This is a genomic window from Luteimonas sp. A501 (assembly GCF_054052085.1).
Genome location: NZ_JBSVRI010000003.1, coordinates 147605 through 163138, shown reverse-complemented (window position 1 = coordinate 163138; position 15534 = coordinate 147605). Strand labels below are relative to the sequence as shown.

Annotated in this window: 19 protein-coding genes; 5 read left to right on the top strand and 14 right to left on the bottom strand. The window is 69.4% G+C overall.

Going from position 1 to position 15534, the window contains the following annotated elements; translation table 11 throughout:
* Nucleotide 1: 1 nt before the first annotated feature.
* The 3 genes from ACW7G5_RS10400 to ACW7G5_RS10390 all read right to left on the bottom strand — a co-directional run bounded on the left by ACW7G5_RS10400 (nt 2) and on the right by ACW7G5_RS10390 (nt 1292).
* Nucleotides 2–496 carry a hypothetical protein gene (locus tag ACW7G5_RS10400; RefSeq protein WP_457004255.1) on the bottom strand — a complete coding sequence of 165 codons (495 nt, stop codon included), beginning with the start codon at nt 494–496 and terminating at the stop codon, nt 2–4.
* A 283-nt stretch (nt 497–779) separates the two neighbouring features.
* Complete coding sequence (locus ACW7G5_RS10395; protein WP_457004253.1) at nt 780–1082, bottom strand: hypothetical protein; 303 nt, start codon at nt 1080–1082, stop codon at nt 780–782.
* 3 nt (nt 1083–1085) lie between these two features.
* Entirely contained in the window at nt 1086–1292 is a 207-nt protein-coding gene (locus ACW7G5_RS10390; RefSeq protein ID WP_343254457.1) for a glycine zipper domain-containing protein, read from the bottom strand.
* A 153-nt stretch (nt 1293–1445) separates the two neighbouring features.
* Here ACW7G5_RS10390 and ACW7G5_RS10385 point away from each other — a divergent pair, with 153 nt between their 5' ends.
* Nucleotides 1446–2006, top strand: a complete 561-nt coding sequence (locus ACW7G5_RS10385; RefSeq protein ID WP_457004251.1) for a GNAT family N-acetyltransferase — start codon at nt 1446–1448, stop codon at nt 2004–2006.
* A 44-nt stretch (nt 2007–2050) separates the two neighbouring features.
* Here the strand turns inward: ACW7G5_RS10385 and ACW7G5_RS10380 are convergent, their stop codons facing one another.
* The 11 genes from ACW7G5_RS10380 to ACW7G5_RS10330 form a co-directional block, all read right to left on the bottom strand.
* Nucleotides 2051–2737 carry a hypothetical protein gene (locus tag ACW7G5_RS10380; protein WP_457004250.1) on the bottom strand — a complete coding sequence of 229 codons (687 nt, stop codon included), beginning with the start codon at nt 2735–2737 and terminating at the stop codon, nt 2051–2053.
* A 17-nt stretch (nt 2738–2754) separates the two neighbouring features.
* On the bottom strand, nt 2755–3237 hold the full coding sequence (locus tag ACW7G5_RS10375; protein ID WP_457004249.1) for a hypothetical protein: 483 nt from the start codon (nt 3235–3237) through the stop codon (nt 2755–2757).
* Nucleotides 3234–4589, bottom strand: a complete 1356-nt coding sequence (locus tag ACW7G5_RS10370; protein WP_457004248.1) for a FliI/YscN family ATPase — start codon at nt 4587–4589, stop codon at nt 3234–3236. The genes ACW7G5_RS10375 and ACW7G5_RS10370 overlap by 4 nt, the downstream gene beginning before the upstream one ends.
* A complete protein-coding gene (locus ACW7G5_RS10365) occupies nt 4586–5284 on the bottom strand; it encodes a FliH/SctL family protein (protein WP_457004246.1) in 699 nt (232 codons plus the stop codon). Before ACW7G5_RS10365 ends, ACW7G5_RS10370 begins: the two co-directional genes overlap by 4 nt.
* A gap of 18 nt (nt 5285–5302) precedes the next feature.
* On the bottom strand, nt 5303–5929 hold the full coding sequence (locus tag ACW7G5_RS10360) for a hypothetical protein (protein WP_457004244.1): 627 nt from the start codon (nt 5927–5929) through the stop codon (nt 5303–5305).
* 3 nt (nt 5930–5932) lie between these two features.
* The gene (locus ACW7G5_RS10355) at nt 5933–6703 is read right to left on the bottom strand and encodes a hypothetical protein (RefSeq protein WP_457004243.1); all 771 of its coding nucleotides are present in this window, start codon (nt 6701–6703) and stop codon (nt 5933–5935) included.
* A 16-nt stretch (nt 6704–6719) separates the two neighbouring features.
* A complete protein-coding gene (locus ACW7G5_RS10350; protein ID WP_457004241.1) occupies nt 6720–7145 on the bottom strand; it encodes a hypothetical protein in 426 nt (141 codons plus the stop codon).
* A 23-nt stretch (nt 7146–7168) separates the two neighbouring features.
* On the bottom strand, nt 7169–7498 hold the full coding sequence (locus ACW7G5_RS10345) for a hypothetical protein (protein ID WP_457004240.1): 330 nt from the start codon (nt 7496–7498) through the stop codon (nt 7169–7171).
* A 66-nt stretch (nt 7499–7564) separates the two neighbouring features.
* Complete coding sequence (locus tag ACW7G5_RS10340; protein ID WP_457004238.1) at nt 7565–8752, bottom strand: FHA domain-containing protein; 1188 nt, start codon at nt 8750–8752, stop codon at nt 7565–7567.
* A gap of 64 nt (nt 8753–8816) precedes the next feature.
* On the bottom strand, nt 8817–10856 hold the full coding sequence (sctV, locus tag ACW7G5_RS10335) for a type III secretion system export apparatus subunit SctV (protein WP_457004236.1): 2040 nt from the start codon (nt 10854–10856) through the stop codon (nt 8817–8819).
* A 269-nt stretch (nt 10857–11125) separates the two neighbouring features.
* Entirely contained in the window at nt 11126–11515 is a 390-nt protein-coding gene (locus ACW7G5_RS10330) for a flagellar biosynthetic protein FliO (RefSeq protein ID WP_457004234.1), read from the bottom strand.
* A gap of 90 nt (nt 11516–11605) precedes the next feature.
* On the opposite strand from ACW7G5_RS10330, the gene ACW7G5_RS10325 reads away from it, so the two are divergent.
* The 4 genes from ACW7G5_RS10325 to ACW7G5_RS10310 are packed head-to-tail and all read left to right on the top strand — an operon-like array spanning nt 11606 to nt 15533.
* Nucleotides 11606–12709: a sensor histidine kinase gene (locus ACW7G5_RS10325; RefSeq protein ID WP_457004232.1), complete on the top strand. Its 1104-nt coding sequence runs from the start codon at nt 11606–11608 to the stop codon at nt 12707–12709.
* Nucleotides 12710–12712: 3 nt separating this feature from the next.
* Nucleotides 12713–13318 (top strand): response regulator transcription factor, encoded by a 606-nt coding sequence (locus ACW7G5_RS10320; RefSeq protein WP_457004230.1) that lies wholly within the window; start codon nt 12713–12715, stop codon nt 13316–13318.
* A gap of 49 nt (nt 13319–13367) precedes the next feature.
* On the top strand, nt 13368–14480 hold the full coding sequence (gene sctQ / locus ACW7G5_RS10315; protein ID WP_457004228.1) for a type III secretion system cytoplasmic ring protein SctQ: 1113 nt from the start codon (nt 13368–13370) through the stop codon (nt 14478–14480).
* A gap of 3 nt (nt 14481–14483) precedes the next feature.
* Complete coding sequence (locus tag ACW7G5_RS10310; protein ID WP_457004226.1) at nt 14484–15533, top strand: EscR/YscR/HrcR family type III secretion system export apparatus protein; 1050 nt, start codon at nt 14484–14486, stop codon at nt 15531–15533.
* Nucleotide 15534 lies beyond the last annotated feature (1 nt).

The window sequence follows — 15534 nt, the reverse complement described above, 5'->3', positions numbered from 1 at the left end:
ATCAGGTCCAACCCTGCTTCGGCGGCCCCCGGAGACGCCTCGACCTCGAATTCACGGTGTCGCCACGGAGCGGCGACGCTATCGTCCGGTCCGGCGCTGCAGCGCCTGGGCCTTGGCCCGCGGCGGGTTCCTGCTCGGCCTTGCTGGCTTCACGAAACCACTCGAGCGCCTTTTCCTGGCCCTCGGCCTCGACGCGCTGGCTGAATTCCATCGCCAGCCGGGATTCGCGCCGCTGCAGTGGTGCCAGCGCATCATTGAGCGAACGGACCAGATGGTCGGCTTCATCCTGTTCGACGAGTCCGCTCTGCAGGAGCATGTCGACGGTGTCACGCCAGGTCGCCGTGTCGAAAGCGTCCAGCCCTGACGACGACGAAGAGGAATCCTGCAGCGCCTGCTCGAAGACGCGGGACAACTCGTCCCGATCGTCGTACCCGAGGCTGCCTTCCTGCTGCAGCATGTCCTTGAACTGGTCCAGCAGGCCCTGCTGGCCGGCCATCGAGCCCTGGTCCGCACCAACGCCAGCCGCGGCCCGTTCGCTGCCCGCCTGGCCGTCGTTCCGGGCCAACAGCTCGGCCGGCGTCAGCGCTCGGCGGGACAGCTTCCTCGGTGGCGGTTGGCCTTGCATGGTCGTGGTCGGATCCTGCGGTTGGTTCGAAGGCGTCGGGTTGGAGCGTGTTGCGGGTTGAAGCGTGTTGATTGAAGCTTCGCGCGGCGCGGCGGTGTCGACAACTGGGGGCGACCCTAGGAGCCGCGACCCGCCGGCCTTGTCCGCGTCGTACTCAGCCCGTCACGACCCGAAGCTGGTCGGTGATGGCGCGGGTGGCTTCGCCGTGGCGACGCCCGAGTTCCGTGGCAACTTCGCGCAGCCACTCGTTGGCGGAGTCGAGCCCGTCGGCTTCCACCCGACGCTGGTATTCCGGCTTGAGCTGCGCCTTCTCTTCGTTCACGTCGCGCAGCATTTCATCGAACTGCTGGAGCAGGCGTGACTCCTCGCCGGTATCGAGCACGCCCTGCCCGCGCAGGTCTGCGAGGCGTTCAACCAGCTCTTCGCGGGTTTTCGGCGGTGCGCCGTCCATGGACATGCGTCAACCGTTCCCGAGGCCGAGATCGAAGCCATTGGAGTAGGCCGCATTGAACACGGTATCGAGGTTGAAGCCGACGGCATCGCTCATTTCGCTGCCGAGCACGCCACCGAGCCACGAGCCGAGCTGCTGGCCGATTGCCGCACCGAGCGGACCGCCGAAATACGTACCGACCAGGCTGCCGACCACTGATCCAATTTGACTGCCCATATCCATGTCCTCAGTTAGTAGGGAATTTGGCGGCCCGGACTGTCCGGGCACGGCGACCAGTTTCCGCACCTGGCACACCACGCCTAGCTGGTGCGTACCCCACCTAGGGCTGGCCCGGGTCCGCACCGGTGGCGTCTGCCACATACTCCAGCCATGACGGACGCGCCAGACGACGAATTCCTGCGTACCCGGCGCATGGTGCTGCGCGGCTTGCGCCACGGCGACGTCTTCGACCTGCAGCGCCTCGGGCGGGACCCCCGGGTGTCGCGCGCGCTGCTCGACGCACCGGTCGATGACATCGTGTCGGCATGCGCGCTGGTCGAGACCGCCCGCCAGGTGTATCGGGAAAAGCCCGGGCTCGGCGTGTGGCGCGCGGATGACGCAGCTGGTTTCGTGGGCTTCTTCTCGCTCATGGCCCAATTCTCCGACGATGAGGTCGAGATCGGCGCCCGTTTGCTGCCGCGCACCTGGGGGCGCGGGCACGTGCTGGAAGGCACCGCCCCGCTGTGCCAACACGCCTTTGCGACGCTCGGCCTGCCGGCGCTCATCGGGCTATGCGATCCCGGCAACCGTTCGGTTCCGCCGGTACTTGCCCGCCTGGGCTTCCGGCCGGACGGCACCACCGAGCAGTTCGGCCGGACCGCTCTGCGGATGCGGCTTCGGCGCGAGGAGTGGCAGGGCATACAACCCCGAAGGGCCCGGGGCCGGCCCTGAAGGACACATCCGGGCGCAGGCCATGGCGCGCGACCCGCATGGCTTCAGCCGTGGTAGTGCGGCTCGACGCGCAGGCTGCCGAGGTTGCGCTCGGCGAAGCGCTTCATCAACTCGGGCGCGGCATCCTGGATCGCGTCGTAGCTGCCACGTGAATGCACATCGGCACGCAGGACCCAGCCGCCACCTTCGCGGCTCAACAGCAGGTCGGTGCCGGGAAGCGTGGCGTCCGACATGCGCAGCAATACTTGTCCATCGCCGCGGGCGTCGTTGGCACCGCCGGCCACGGCAAGCTGGCGGACGTGGCGTTCGATCAGCTCAAGCACGGCATTGCCCGCGCCCACCGGTGCCGGCATGGCTGTCGGCGCATCACCGCGAAGCGCGTGCTGCGCCTGCCACAGCATCGCCGGGTCGAGCTGTTTCATTTCCGCATCGGAGCCGCCATCGCGTCCCCCGCCGTCGCCGCCACGGCCGCGCTCGCCGGCACGGTGCACGGCATCCTCGGTGGCCGACTGGTGCAGCTCCGCACCCTCCGCCTCACCGGCCCCGTCCATTCGTGCCTCGCCCATGCGCTGCGACTGCTGTTGCACGCCCTGGCGGGCATGATCCAGGGCATCACGGAAACGATCGCTCTGCTCGCGATTGGCAGGCGGCCGCTCACGGGCCTCGGGCGTGCCTTCGCGCGCACGCGCGGCATCTGCGGCGGAACTCTGGCTGCTGCGCTCAATCGACATCATGGTTCTCCATTCACTCAGGCACCCGCCAGATGGCGCGCCTGCAGCAGGTCTTCCGCTGCATTTTCTTCCTCGCGCACTTCAAGCACGGTCTGCTCGCCGCGCCATACTTCGCGGCGCTTCTGCAGCGCGTCCAGCCGCGCCTGGGCACGGAAGAACGCGGTGCGGGCTGCCGCGACCGCGGCTTCGGCGGCGCGCAGGACTTCCTGCGCCTTCAACAGGCGCTGGCGAGCGGCTTCCGCCTGTTCGCCCAGCAGGTCGATATGCGCCTCGCGCTGCGCCAGCGCACTCGCCCATGGCACGCCCGGCGGCGGCGGATCGAGCATCCGCGCACGGTGCCGCTTCTGCTCGAGGCCCAGCGCGGCGATTTCGCCTTCGACCTTCAGGCACGCGTCGCGACAGGCCTGGGCCTCGCGCTGGCGCTCGAGCACCTGCTGGCGCGCGGCCTCGGTGCGGTGTTCGCGCAGCCGGACCAGGGTCTGCAGCGGATAGCGCTTCACGGGAACATCGTCCGGATCGCGGCGGCCGACTGCTCGAACGGCACCAGCTCCTGCGACGACTGCTGCAGCAGCTTGCGGATCGGCCCGATCTTCTCGATCGCAGCGTCCGCGTCGGGATCGGTGCCGCGCTTGTATTCGCCGAGCTGGATCAGCAACTCGATGTCCTGGTACTTGGCCAGGAGCTTGCGCAGCTGCCCGGCGGCGCGCAGGTGGGGCTGGTCGACCACGCGCGGCATGGTGCGGCTGAGGCTGACCAGCACGTCGATGGCGGGATAGTGGTACGCCGCAGCGAGCTTGCGCGACAGCACGATATGGCCGTCGAGGATCGAGCGCACTTCTTCGACGATGGGGTCGCCGCCGTCCTCGTCTTCGGCAAGCACGGTGTAGAACGCGGTGATCGAACCCTTGTCGTTGTTGCCGGCGCGCTCGAACAGGCGCGGCAGGGCGCTGAACACCGACGGCGGGAAGCCACGCCGCGCCGGCGGCTCGCCGACCGCCAGGCCGACGTCGCGCAGCGCGCGCGCGAAGCGGGTCACCGAATCGACCAGCAGCAGCACGCGCTTGCCCTGGTCGCGGAAGTGTTCGGCGATGGCGGTGCCGACCCAGGCCGCGCGGCTGCGTTCGAGCGCAGGCCGGTCGGAGGTCGCGACCACCACCACCGACTTCGCGAGGCCTTCCGGACCCAGGTTGTCGTGGATGAATTCATTGACCTCGCGACCGCGCTCGCCGACCAGGACGATGACGTTGACGTCGGCGTCGCCGCCGCGCGCAAGCATGCCCAGGAGCGTGCTCTTGCCGCCACCGGCAACGGCGAAGATGCCGATGCGCTGGCCTTCGCCCGCGGTCATGGTGGCGTCGATGGCGCGCACGCCGGTGGAGAAGGGGCGCTCGATCAGCTTGCGTGCCAACGGGTTCGGCGACGCGGCATAGATCGGCGCGTCGACCGTGCGTCCCACCGGCCCGAGGTCGTCGATGGGCTCGCCGTGGGCATCGAGGACGCGACCGAGCAGGCCCGGGCCGACGCGCACCGCCGCCTGGCGACCGCTGGCGTAGACCTCGGTAGTCGCCGAAATGCCGTCAAGCGCGCCCAGCGGCGTCAGCAGCGTGAGCTGCTTCGACACGCCGACCACCTCGGCAGCCAGGCGGAATGACGCGTCGCCTTCGCCACGCGGATTGCGCAATTCGCAGAGTTCACCGATCGACGCCTTGAGCCCGGTGGCTCGGATCAGGGTGCCGTAGGCCTCGGCAACGCGACCCACGCGCTCGATCGACTGGACCCGCGCCAGCGCATGCAGCAGCGGATCCGGATCCCCGGCCGTGCCGGTGAACGGCGCTGGCGCGGTGGCGCTCATGCCGGTGGTCCCGGCTGCGCCGCGCTGCCGGCCAGGGCGGTCCGGATGGCTTCGATCTGCTGGGCGACGCCGGCGCGGACTTCGCCGGCCTCCGACACCACCACGCAGCTGGTCGGCTCCAGGCTGGGGTCGTCGACCAGTTCGATGACCCCAACCGCTGGATGCGCCTGGCGCACCGCGCCCAGCCCTGCGGTCACTTCCTGCCGCACGCTGGGATGCACGCGGATGAGCAGGAACTGTTCGGCCTGCGCGGCTTCGACCGCCTGCATCACCAGCGGCGGCACCACCGTGCGCGCGTCGAAGCCGGGCGCGATCCGGTCGACGATCGCACAGGCCAGCTCGGTGATGCGCCCGCCCGCCTCGCCGAGCACACGCGCCCGACGTTCGTTGAGCGATGCAAGCTGCTCGGTCATCTGCAGCTTGGCCTCGGCCAGGCCCTCGGCAAAGCCCTCGGCGTGGCCCCGTTCGCGGGCCCGCGCGATGTCGTTGACGCCCTCCTCGTACAGGCGATTGACGCGCTCAAGCAGCGCATCCAGCTCGGCCAGCCTGGACCAGGCCGTGGCCGGAACCACGCTGGCCCCGAGCGAGCGCGTGAACGCGCGCTGCTCGAACACCGCCACCCCACCGCTTGCGGACGCAGGCCCGGCGGTTCGCGCGCGTGGCGAGGTGGCGTTGGAACTGGCTTCGGCGTTCATGGGACTCCGGAGCGCGCGTCAGGCGGCGCGTGATTCGTGGTGGGTATAGACCCGCAGCACCGGCTTTTCCGGCAGGTGCGGCGGCAATTCGTCATCGGGCGGATGCAGCAGGCGGCACCAGTCGGCCAGCGCCGGGTCGCGACGGCGTGCCCAGCCGCGCAGTTCGGCACGCCCCTGGCGGTCGAAGATCGCGAACAGCGGTGCCGCGTCATCGCTCGCCATGGCATCAGCCAGGGCGTGATCGAAGTCGGCAACCAGCGCCCGCTGCCGGTCAGGCGGCAGCACCCCGTCCCACACGCTGCGGTCCAGCGCCAGCATGTAGCTGTTGCCCAGCGCCGCCCTCAGCCGCCGCACCGGCTCCCGGCGAACCTCGGCGCGGATGGGGGGCGCGTGCGCCAGGATGCCGATGTCGCGACACAGCGCGTCCAGTCGCGCACGCGCCCAGCGGCGGCGGACGGCGTCGGGATCGCGCACCGGATCGGGTGCCAACAGCGATGACGCCGGCCCTTCGGCCAGCCATGCGCCGAGCAGGCGCCGGCCCAGCGCCGACTTGCCTGCCCGCTCCGCCAACTCCGCGTCCAGCGGCGTGCCAGCATGCTCAAGCCACGCGGGATCGACCTCGACCAGCAGTGCCCGGAGCGACATGCCTCAGCCGTTCCAGACCTGGTCCGACGACTTTTTCGGCTGCGCCACGGCACGCACCCGGCCCCAGAACGCGACCAGCAGGCCAAGCAGGAGCACAACGCCGGCGGCGATTGCCAGCGTAAGCGGGCTGATCGACGACAGCGCCGGGCCCTGCGGCCTGGCCGGCGGCAGCGGCGGTGCTTCGGCAAATTTCACCGTGACCTTGTTGATGTCGATCAGTCCGGGCACCGCATCCTTGATCAGCAGCTTGATGTCGGCTTCACGGTCACGCGCGCTGGTGCCAGCCTGCTCGAAGATCGCCACCGAGGCCGACGAATCCTGGCTGGACCCGCCCAGCGGATCACGCTCGGCCAGGGTCACGTGCACGCGCGCATCGACCACGCCCGGGAAGCGGGTGAGCGTATCGGCAAGCTCCTGCTGCAGGCTGCACTGCTCGCGCCCACGCTCCTCGGTGGACGAGGACGCGAAGCCTTCCTTCTTGAACACGTCGCAGGTATTGGCGAACTGCGCGCGCGGCAGGCCGTGCGCGCCAAGCAGCTGCATCGCGTACGGGAAGTCGGATGGGGCCACGCGCACTTCCCAGCCAACCTTCGACGGCGACGGGTTCTTGTCGGCGTCGATGCCCGACGCGATAAGCACGCCCATGATCTGGTTGGCCTGGTTCTCGTCGAGCTGGCTGTAAAGCGGCTTGCCCCCGCAAGCGGCAAGCAGGGCCGCTGCCGCCAGCGCGAACAGGACCGCACGCAGCGGCCGCAGCCGTTGATGGAACCTCATGGAGTGCTCCCTCCGGTCAGGACTGCTGCCGGAACAGCTGCGAGATGCCGTCCGAAGTGCGGTTCGCGACGTTCGAGGTCAGCTCGGCCTGGAACAGGAACTGATGGCACTTCATGGTCATTTCCATCATCTGTCCGGGCGTGAGCTCAGCGATGTTGCCGCTCATGCTCTGCGACAGCGCATTGATGTTCTCGGCACCTGCGTTGAGGTTGTTGATGGCCCCGATCAGCGCGCGCGTGCCCTCGGAGGGCTGCGCCGGCGTGAGATCCACCGGTGCCGCCTGTTGCTGGGGCGAAACGCCCCCGGTGCGTTCGAGAGCGGCCGCGAAGTCGCGGACGTCGTACGGCGTGGCCTGCTGGCCGCCGGCCCCGCCGGCGCCCTGCATGCCGGCCTGGCCGGCCATCGCCGGGTCCATGGCCGCCACCTGGATAGCTTCGATCATGTCGTCCTCCCGCGCTTTCGCGCTTAGCCTCGCTTGCCGAGCGTCTCGAGCGCCTGGCCCACGCTGTTCTGCGAGGTCGCGGCGTTGTTCGACATGAACTGCATCTTCAGGCTCGCAGCCGTCAGCTGGACCATGTCCGAAGGCTGGTCGCTGCCGCTGCTGATGTTGGCCGACATGTCGGTGATGACGGAGGCCTGCGAGTCGAGCGTCTGCCCCCATGCGCGGGACATCGCCTCGTACCAGCTGCCGCGGTCCCCGGCGGACGAACCGCCACGGATGCCGGCACCGCCATTCGCGGCCGCCCCTGCGATGAACTGGCCCAGACCGGGCGCACCTGCACTGATATTGGTCATGGTTCTCTCCTTTCCCTTTCGGTTGTGTGACTGGTGACGCCGCGGGCTTCATGCCCGCAACGGGTGTTACATCCGCAGTGGCGTGGCCTCGCTGCGGACATTTGAAAAATCCTCGGACTCGCGCTCGTCCTCCTTCGGAGCCTCGACCTTGATCCGTTCGAGGTTGCCATCCGGGAGCAGCACGTGCGCGCTGTTGTCGGTGATCGATACCAGGGTGCCGATGCCTGGCAAATCCGCGCCGACCAGATAGCGGTCGCCCTTGCCCGACACCACGTGCGGCTCGTCGCCGCGCACGATCGCAGCGACCCGGATCCGCGCCGGCTTGGCCGGCACCGCCGGCTGCTGGCGGCTGGCGGTGGCGCGCTCGGACACGTTGACGGGGATGACCCGGACCACGCCACTCACCTCGCGCATCGCGCGGGAGAAGGAGGCGGCCTGCAGGGCGGCTTCGTCTTCGAAAGCGCCCCTGACTTCGACATCGCCGTTGCCCAGGTAGCGGGTGTGCGCCGTGATGCCCTGGCCGCGCAGGATCTCGGCGACGTCGCCGGCGATGTCGTCGCCGGTACGCAGTTCAAGCCTGGCCTCGATGCCGTCGTCGGCGATACGCCGGGCGATGCGCTCGCGGGTGGCGGTATCGGGAACCGTTCCGGTCAGCACCAGCCGGCCCCGCAGATCGGTACCGGCCTGCCCGCCATCGATGCCGTACTCGGGCACCAGGCGCTGGAGCTGTTCACGCGGGTCGGGCGCTTCCTGGCGCTGCGGCATGACCGTGGCGAAGATCGCCAACGACGCCAGGGACAGCACCGCGACCGCCGCGACGGCCGGAAGCCGGCGCAGCCAGGGACGATCCGCCGGCTCCGGCGCCGCGCGCGGACCCAGTCCGCCGGGTACCAGCCGCTCCCAGCCACCATCGTCCATTGCACCGAAGGCGATCGCGGCCTCGCCGACGCCCACGCGCTGCACGCGGTCGAGTTCGACCGGATCGCCGGGATGGACCATCGCCGCACCCACGTGCAGCGGCGCGTCCAGCGCACGCAGCGAGAAGCGACCGTCGACGAAGCTCAACAGCGCGTGGTGCGCGGCAACGCCGGCATCGGCAAGGACCATGTCGCAGTCGTCGCCGCTGCCGATGAGGATCATCTCGCCACCGGCAAGGTCACGCTCGGCGCCGGCATGCAGGCCCGAAACGACGCGCAGCACGATGCCGCGGTCTTCCGCTGCCTCCACGTCGATGTCCTTGCCAGTACCGCCCATGCCGTCCTCCGAATGTATTGAATCCTGCAGCAGCCCCGTTACCTTGCGGTGAAGCCTTCGCGACTCATGCGTTGACCTGCCCCGCCTGCACGATGCGCAGGTCCGGCGCGAGCTCCTGGTACGACAGTACCGGGACCTCGAAGAAATCGACTTCCATCAGCTTGCGCAGGTGCCTGCGCACGTCCAGCGAACACAGCAGCGCCGGGCGCACGCCGGCCGACTGCCGCGCCAGGTGCGCGCGCACCTCGCTGCCCAGTCGCGCGGCCAGCTCCGGCGAAATCGCAAGCTGGCTGGCACCGCCGGCCACGCGCACCGACTGGCGCAGCTTGTCCTCGAGCTCGGGATGGATCAGCAGCACGTGCAGCGTGCGCTCGGCATCGGCGTGGCGTTCGGCGATCTCGCGCTTGAGCGCGACCCGCACGTATTCCGTCAGCAGCACCACGTCCTTCTCGCGGCCACCGACGTCGGTGATCGCCTCGAACACATCGCGCAGGTTGCGGATCGGCACGCCTTCTTCGGCGAGCCGGCGCAGTACGTCCGCTACCCGCTGCGGCGCGACCACGCGCAGCATTTCCTTCACCAGGTCCGGATAGTCGCGCTGCATGCGCGCGAACAGGTTCGCGGTTTCCTGGATCCCGATGAAACCACCCAGCCTGCGCTGCAGCGCACCACGCGCATGCGCGGCCAGCAGGTCCTCAGCACCCAGCGCACCCTCGGTGCCTGCCGCGACCCACTCACCAGGCATGGCCGGGAAGAATCCGGCTTGGCGACCGCCATCGCCGGCAACGGCCGCACGCCGGAATGCCGCATCGGTCCGCAGCTGCCCGGACGCCAGGCGCGCGCCGAACGCGCTCAGCCTGTAGCCACCTTCACCCAGGCCACCGACCAGGCGCAGCTTCGGCGCCGGCACGGGCACGCCGAACTCGTCGCGCATGCCCTGCGCCATCGCCGAGACCCGCGACAACAGCGCGTCCTGCATGGGAGCCAGGTCCGGGGACAGGTCGAGCTGCAGCGGCGCGGGCGGAGCAAGGTCGTCGAGCTGGGCCGGGAGATCGGCCTCGGCGACCTCGCCCTCCGGCACGCGGAACGCGCGGCGCAGGATCTGGAAACCGTGGCGGTAGCGCCATGCGCTCATTCCTATCAGGGTCAGGCCCAGTGCGAGGAACACCAGCTTCGGAAAGCCGGGCACGAGCATCATCAGCAACGCCAGGATGCCGGTGATCAGCATCACCCGCGGCTGGCCGCTGACCTGGCGGCCGATGGCGGCGCCGAGGTGCTTGTCGTCGACCTCGCCGGTGGTGCGGGTGACCACCAGCCCCGCCGCGATGGTGGCGAGGATGGCCGGGATCTGCGAGACCAGGCCGTCGCCGATGGTCAGGATGCTGTAGGTATGGGTGGCATCGGCCAGCGCCATGTCGCGCTGCATGACGCCGATCGCCAGGCCGCCCAGCAGGTTGATGATGATGATGACGATGCCGGCGATGGCATCGCCCTTGACGAACTTCATCGCGCCGTCGAGCGCGCCGTGCAGCTGGCTTTCGCTTTCCAGCAGGCGCCGCTTGCTGCGGGCCTCGTCCTTGTCGATCAGCCCCGAGCGCAGGTCGGAGTCGATTGACAGCTGCTTGCCGGGCATGGCGTCGAGCGTGAAGCGCGCCGAGACCTCGGCCACGCGCTCGGCGCCCTTCGCGATCACGATGAACTGGACCACGGTGATGATCATGAACACCACCAGGCCGACCACCAGGTTGCCGCCGGCGACCAGGCTGCCGAAGGTCTCCACGATGTGGCCGCCTTCGGCATCGAGCAGGATCGAACGGGTGATCGCGATCGACAGCGCCAGCCGGAACAGCGTGGTCAGCAACAGCACGCTGGGGAAGCTGGAGAACGCCACCGGCGTGGGGATGTAGATCGCCAGCAGCAGCAGGCCGAAGCCAATCGAGATGTTGACCGCCACCAGCGCATCGATCACCACCAGCGGCAGCGGCAGGATCATCACGCTGATGATCAGCACCGCGGCGACGGCAAGCACGATGTCGCTGTAACCCAAGCGTGCGCGCTTGGTGTTGGCCGGCGCCGCGAAGAGGTTCTGGATCAGCGCGCGCATGCTGTTCCGAGCCTCACGCCGCGCGCAGGAATGGTGGCAATGCCACCTCCCTGCGACCCGCCCGCCACGTGATTTGCCTTGCGAATCAAGCGCTGCCCCCATGCGTCACTTTGTGGCAAATTACGATAGTCTCAGTGCAAGCGCAATCAAGGAAATTTTTAATCGGCCCGCGCACCTCGCTCGTCGGCAAAATTCACGGAGGTCGTTGCAGGCACCTGTAATCAAACGGAAATTTTGCGGTAACAGCAATTGCGTGACCGCCGTCGCATTCATTCGGAACCGGTTCCGCCCTTTCCGGGAACAAGGACATCACCGGCCGTGAGTTCAGTGACGAAGTTCACGCTTTGCGCACTGACACCCACGGTAAACACGCGACCGGATCGCGCCTTGACCAGCACCAGGCGTTCACGCGGTCCCAGCGGAATAATCTGCAGGATCGACAGCGGCGCATCGGGACCGGTCATTCCGTGGCGGCGCCGGATGAGGCGCAGCACAAGCAGCAGGCCGATGATGATGAAGGCCAGGGGCAGCAGGATGGCGAGCAGCTCCGCGACGAACGACGTCGGGGCCGGCGCATCGGAGACGGCCTCGGCCGACATCACGGTGCCACTTGCGAGGGACAGGATGGTGGTAATGGCAATCAGGGATCGCTTGAACATGGGGAAACGCACTCGCCTTGAGGGTCGCGCGGACAGCGCGCCGGCAGCCTACCGCAGCGGGACTGCGGCGCGCATCGCGCAGGTTGCTGCGTGACGCCTGCGAAGGGGACGGCCACCGGTGTCCGCGCGCGGACGCAGGCCGGGGACGAGGCCGCCGTGGCGGCGATGCTCGAGGCCATCCCTTTTCCCTGCGCCGCGTTCGCACAAGGCAGCGGAACGCTGGTTGCCGCGAACGCCGGCTACCGCGAGGCGTTCTCCGGCCTGGCCGGGCATGACGACCGCGCGCACCTGCTGGCAGCGCTCGCGGACGGCGACGACGACGATGCCGCAAGCTCCCCGCGCGAGGTCAACGCCCCCCACAGCAACCGCTGGTACGCGCTGCACTGGGGCACGGCCAGCGTCGGTGGCTCGGCAATCGACCTGCTCACCGCGGTCGACATCAGCGCACGCATCGAAGCCCTGGATTCGCACAAGAGCCAGCAGGAGAAACTGCTGTTCACCTCGCGGCTGATGTCGGTCGGCGAGATGGCCGCCACCTTGGCGCACGAGCTCAACCAGCCGCTGGCGGCGATCGTGAACTACTTGAACGGCAGCCTCCGCCTGGTGGGCCAGGCCGGCGGCCCGGTGCAGGTCGAGCGCGCCCTGGTCGCGGCGCGCACCCAGGCCGAGCACGCCGCGGCGGTGATTTCCCGGGTCCGCGAATTCGTGCGCGCGCGTGAGCCGCGCCGCGATGCCCACGACGTGGTCGAGATCACCCACACCGTGGTCGAGCTGCTGCGCCTGGAGGCCGAGCGCCTGCAGCTGCGCATCGAACTGGCGCTCGCGCCCCGCCTGCCCGCGGTCTACGCCGACCGGGTGATGGTGGAGCAGGTGCTGTTGAACCTGGTCAAGAACGCGATCGAAGCCATGCGCGAGGTGCCGGCGCAGAGCCGCGGCCTGCGCATCGAGGGCCGCGTGAACCTCGACGGCGAGGTCGAGGTCCGGGTCTGCGACCGCGGCGAAGGCCTGAGCGAAGAGCAGGGCGCACAGCTGTTCTCGCCCTTCTTCACCACCAAGAGCGACGGCCTGGGCATCGGCTTGGCGATCTGTCGCTCGATCATCGAATACCACGAAGGGCGGCTGTTCTTCGAGCCGCGCGAGGGCGGTGGCAGCATGTTCGGCTTCACCCTGCCGCCCGCGGAAGGGAGGGGATAGGCAATGACGGTGACACGCGTCTACCTGGTGGACGACAACGACGGTTTCCGCGATTCAACCGCGTGGCTGCTGGAAACCGCAGGCTTCGAGGTCGAAGCCTTTGCTTCGGGCCCGGCGTTCCTGGAAGCCTATGCGGGCGATCGCCACGGCGACGCCAGCGAATGCCTGGTATCGGACATGCGCATGCCGGAGATGAGCGGCCTGCAGCTGCAGGAAGAGCTGATCCGACGCGGCATCAAGCTGCCGCTGGTGTTCGTGACCGCGCACGGGGACGTGCCGCTTGCGGTCGAGGCGATGCGCAAGGGCGCGGCCAACTTCCTTGAAAAACCATTCTCCGAGGATGCGCTGGTGAACGCGTTGCGCACCGCCCTGGCCAATGCGCGCAACCGCGCGGCGGTCGGCGGCATGGCCAATGAACTGCTGGCCAAGCTCAGCCCGCGCGAGCGCCAGGTGCTTGACCTGGTGGTGGCGAGCAAGCCAAACAAGATCATCGCCGACATCCTCGGCATCAGCATCAAGACCGTGGAACTGCACAGGGCCAACATGATGAGCAAATTGGGCGTCCGCTCCCTGCCGGAGCTGATGAAGGTGGCCCTTGGCCACGGCTGAGCGCGGCGCGCGCAAGGCGCGCACCCGTCGAACTGCGTCCACCGCACCCGTGGCCCGGTCCGTTCACGGCGTGCTGCCGACAGTGGATGCGGCTTCCTGCGAGGCCCTGCGCGGCTTCTTCGCGGTGCCGCGGTGGTGGCTGCTGGGCGACGGCGCCGCGGTCCAGGCTGCGCCCGGGACCGCGCCACCGGCGAGCTTCCTGATCGATGCCGAAGGGACCCGGCTGGCGCTGCACGTGGACGGCCCCGCCACCGCGGGCGACGATGACGCGCGGCTGCGCTGGAGCGACCACGCCGGGCGCGCACGCATCCTGGCCTGGAGCCTGGCCCACGAAACCACGCTGCGCCGCCTGAGCGACTGGCTGGGCGTATCCATGCTGCCTGCGCTCGACGGCAGCGACGGCGCGGATGAAGGCGAAGGCGATGCCGGCGGCGCGCCCTCGCTGTGGCTGCGGGTGCATATCGACGACGAACCCGACGATGGCGAGCAGGGCGACGCCGACCACGACGGCGAAGGCGAAGGCCCGCCGCCGCCGGCATCGTCGCCCACGACGGCCACCACTGCGTGGCTGCGGGTGCCGATCGCCTGGCTGCGGCCGCTTGCGGCCCGCGCCGAACCACCCTACGAGCACGACCCGCCGCCCGACGCCGGGCGCTGGCGCACGCTGCCGGCACCGGTCTCCCTGCTGCTCCCGGTCACCATCCCGATGCGCGACTGGCGCGCGCTGCGTCCCGGCGACGTGCTCATCGCCGGCCATCGCGGCCGTCCTCCCGCCTGCGTCGCGCGCGCCGCCGGCCGCGACTGGCCGCTGGCACCCGCACCCACCGGCTGGACCGTACACGGCCAGCCCGTCCCCACACCCATCTTCAGAGAGGACCCACCCATGGACGAGAACGAACAGGGCGCCGGCACGCCAGCCGAAGCGCCATCCCCCGCCCCGGATCCCGCGCGCAGCCTGCCGGTGCAGGTGGAGTTCGAACTCGGACGCACCGAGATGAGCGTGGGCGAGCTGGCCGACCTGCAGCCGGGCTACGTGTTCGCACTGGGCGCGGTGGTCGAAGGCAACAACGTCACCATCCGCGCCAACGGCCGCGTGGCCGGCCGCGGCGAACTGGTCGCCGTGGGCGACACCCTCGGCGTGCGCCTGCTGTCCTGGAGCTGAGGAATGGATTTCACCACCTTCTCGCCGGCGGTCGTCCTCGTCACCGTCGTCTTCATCGCACTGGCGCCGTTCGTGGCGGTGATGGTGACCTCGTTCACCAAGATCGTGGTGGTGCTGAGCCTGCTGCGCAACGCCCTGGGCCTGCAGCAGGTGCCGCCCAACGTGGTGATCAACGGCCTGGCGATCGTGCTGTCGGCCTATGTGATGTCGCCGGTGATCTTCGACACCCAGGCCGCGGTCACCGCCTATCTGGCCGGCCAGCCGCCACCGCCGCAGATCCAGGCGCAGATCGAGGAGCGCGCGGTGGCGCGCGCCGAACGCATTGCCGCGCGGCAGCCGAAAGCACCGCTTGTTCCGGCCACGGCCGGCGGCGACGGCGCCGCCAACCCGGACGCGGATCCGCCGCCGGCGAGTCCTGCGGCGGCCGATGCGCTCAGGGCGGAAGCCGAGGCCCGGGCCGCGGGCGACACCGCTGACATCGACAGCGCCCAGGGTCCCACGCGCGCCGCACAGTTCGCGAACGTCGACAACGGCATCGACCCTCCAGGGGAGCCCATCGACGCCGGACCCGACGTCGACGACGAAGGCCCGGTGGTGATCACCGCCACTGGCGCAGCGCGCCCGCCGTCCCCCGGCGGCGACGTCCCGATGGACGCCGCTCGCATGCTCGGCATCCTGGAGGCCGGCAAGGAGCCGCTGCGCAGTTTCCTGATCCACCATTCCAACGACGCCGAGCGCGCCTTCTTCCTTCGCAGCGCACAGCGCCTGCTGCCCGCCGACCGCCGCGACGACATCGACGTCGACGACTTCATGGTCGTGATCCCTGCGTTCACCGTGAGCGAGCTGACCACCGCCTTCCAGATCGGCTTCCTGATCTTCTTGCCGTTCCTGATCATCGATCTGGTGGTCGCCAACATCCTGCTGGCGCTGGGCATGATGATGCTGTCGCCAACCACCATCTCGCTGCCGTTCAAGCTGCTGCTGTTCGTGCTGGTGGACGGTTGGGCGAAGCTCGTCCACGGCCTGGTGCTGACCTACGGGGGAGGCGGATGAC

Excerpts from the sequence above, each read along its gene's own strand:
- ACW7G5_RS10400 (WP_457004255.1), bottom strand. The coding sequence starts at position 496 with ATGGCCGGCCAGCAGGGCCTGCTGGACCAGTTCAAGGACATGCTGCAG.
- ACW7G5_RS10395 (WP_457004253.1), bottom strand. The coding sequence starts at position 1,082 with ATGTCCATGGACGGCGCACCGCCGAAAACCCGCGAAGAGCTGGTTGAA.
- ACW7G5_RS10390 (WP_343254457.1), bottom strand. The coding sequence starts at position 1,292 with ATGGGCAGTCAAATTGGATCAGTGGTCGGCAGCCTGGTCGGTACGTAT.
- ACW7G5_RS10385 (WP_457004251.1), top strand. The coding sequence starts at position 1,446 with ATGACGGACGCGCCAGACGACGAATTCCTGCGTACCCGGCGCATGGTG.
- ACW7G5_RS10380 (WP_457004250.1), bottom strand. The coding sequence starts at position 2,737 with ATGTCGATTGAGCGCAGCAGCCAGAGTTCCGCCGCAGATGCCGCGCGT.
- ACW7G5_RS10370 (WP_457004248.1), bottom strand. The coding sequence starts at position 4,589 with ATGAGCGCCACCGCGCCAGCGCCGTTCACCGGCACGGCCGGGGATCCG.
- ACW7G5_RS10365 (WP_457004246.1), bottom strand. The coding sequence starts at position 5,284 with ATGAACGCCGAAGCCAGTTCCAACGCCACCTCGCCACGCGCGCGAACC.
- ACW7G5_RS10360 (WP_457004244.1), bottom strand. The coding sequence starts at position 5,929 with ATGTCGCTCCGGGCACTGCTGGTCGAGGTCGATCCCGCGTGGCTTGAG.
- ACW7G5_RS10355 (WP_457004243.1), bottom strand. The coding sequence starts at position 6,703 with ATGAGGTTCCATCAACGGCTGCGGCCGCTGCGTGCGGTCCTGTTCGCG.
- ACW7G5_RS10350 (WP_457004241.1), bottom strand. The coding sequence starts at position 7,145 with ATGATCGAAGCTATCCAGGTGGCGGCCATGGACCCGGCGATGGCCGGC.
- ACW7G5_RS10345 (WP_457004240.1), bottom strand. The coding sequence starts at position 7,498 with ATGACCAATATCAGTGCAGGTGCGCCCGGTCTGGGCCAGTTCATCGCA.
- ACW7G5_RS10340 (WP_457004238.1), bottom strand. The coding sequence starts at position 8,752 with ATGGGCGGTACTGGCAAGGACATCGACGTGGAGGCAGCGGAAGACCGC.
- sctV (WP_457004236.1), bottom strand. The coding sequence starts at position 10,856 with ATGCGCGCGCTGATCCAGAACCTCTTCGCGGCGCCGGCCAACACCAAG.
- ACW7G5_RS10330 (WP_457004234.1), bottom strand. The coding sequence starts at position 11,515 with ATGTTCAAGCGATCCCTGATTGCCATTACCACCATCCTGTCCCTCGCA.
- ACW7G5_RS10320 (WP_457004230.1), top strand. The coding sequence starts at position 12,713 with ATGACGGTGACACGCGTCTACCTGGTGGACGACAACGACGGTTTCCGC.
- ACW7G5_RS10310 (WP_457004226.1), top strand. The coding sequence starts at position 14,484 with ATGGATTTCACCACCTTCTCGCCGGCGGTCGTCCTCGTCACCGTCGTC.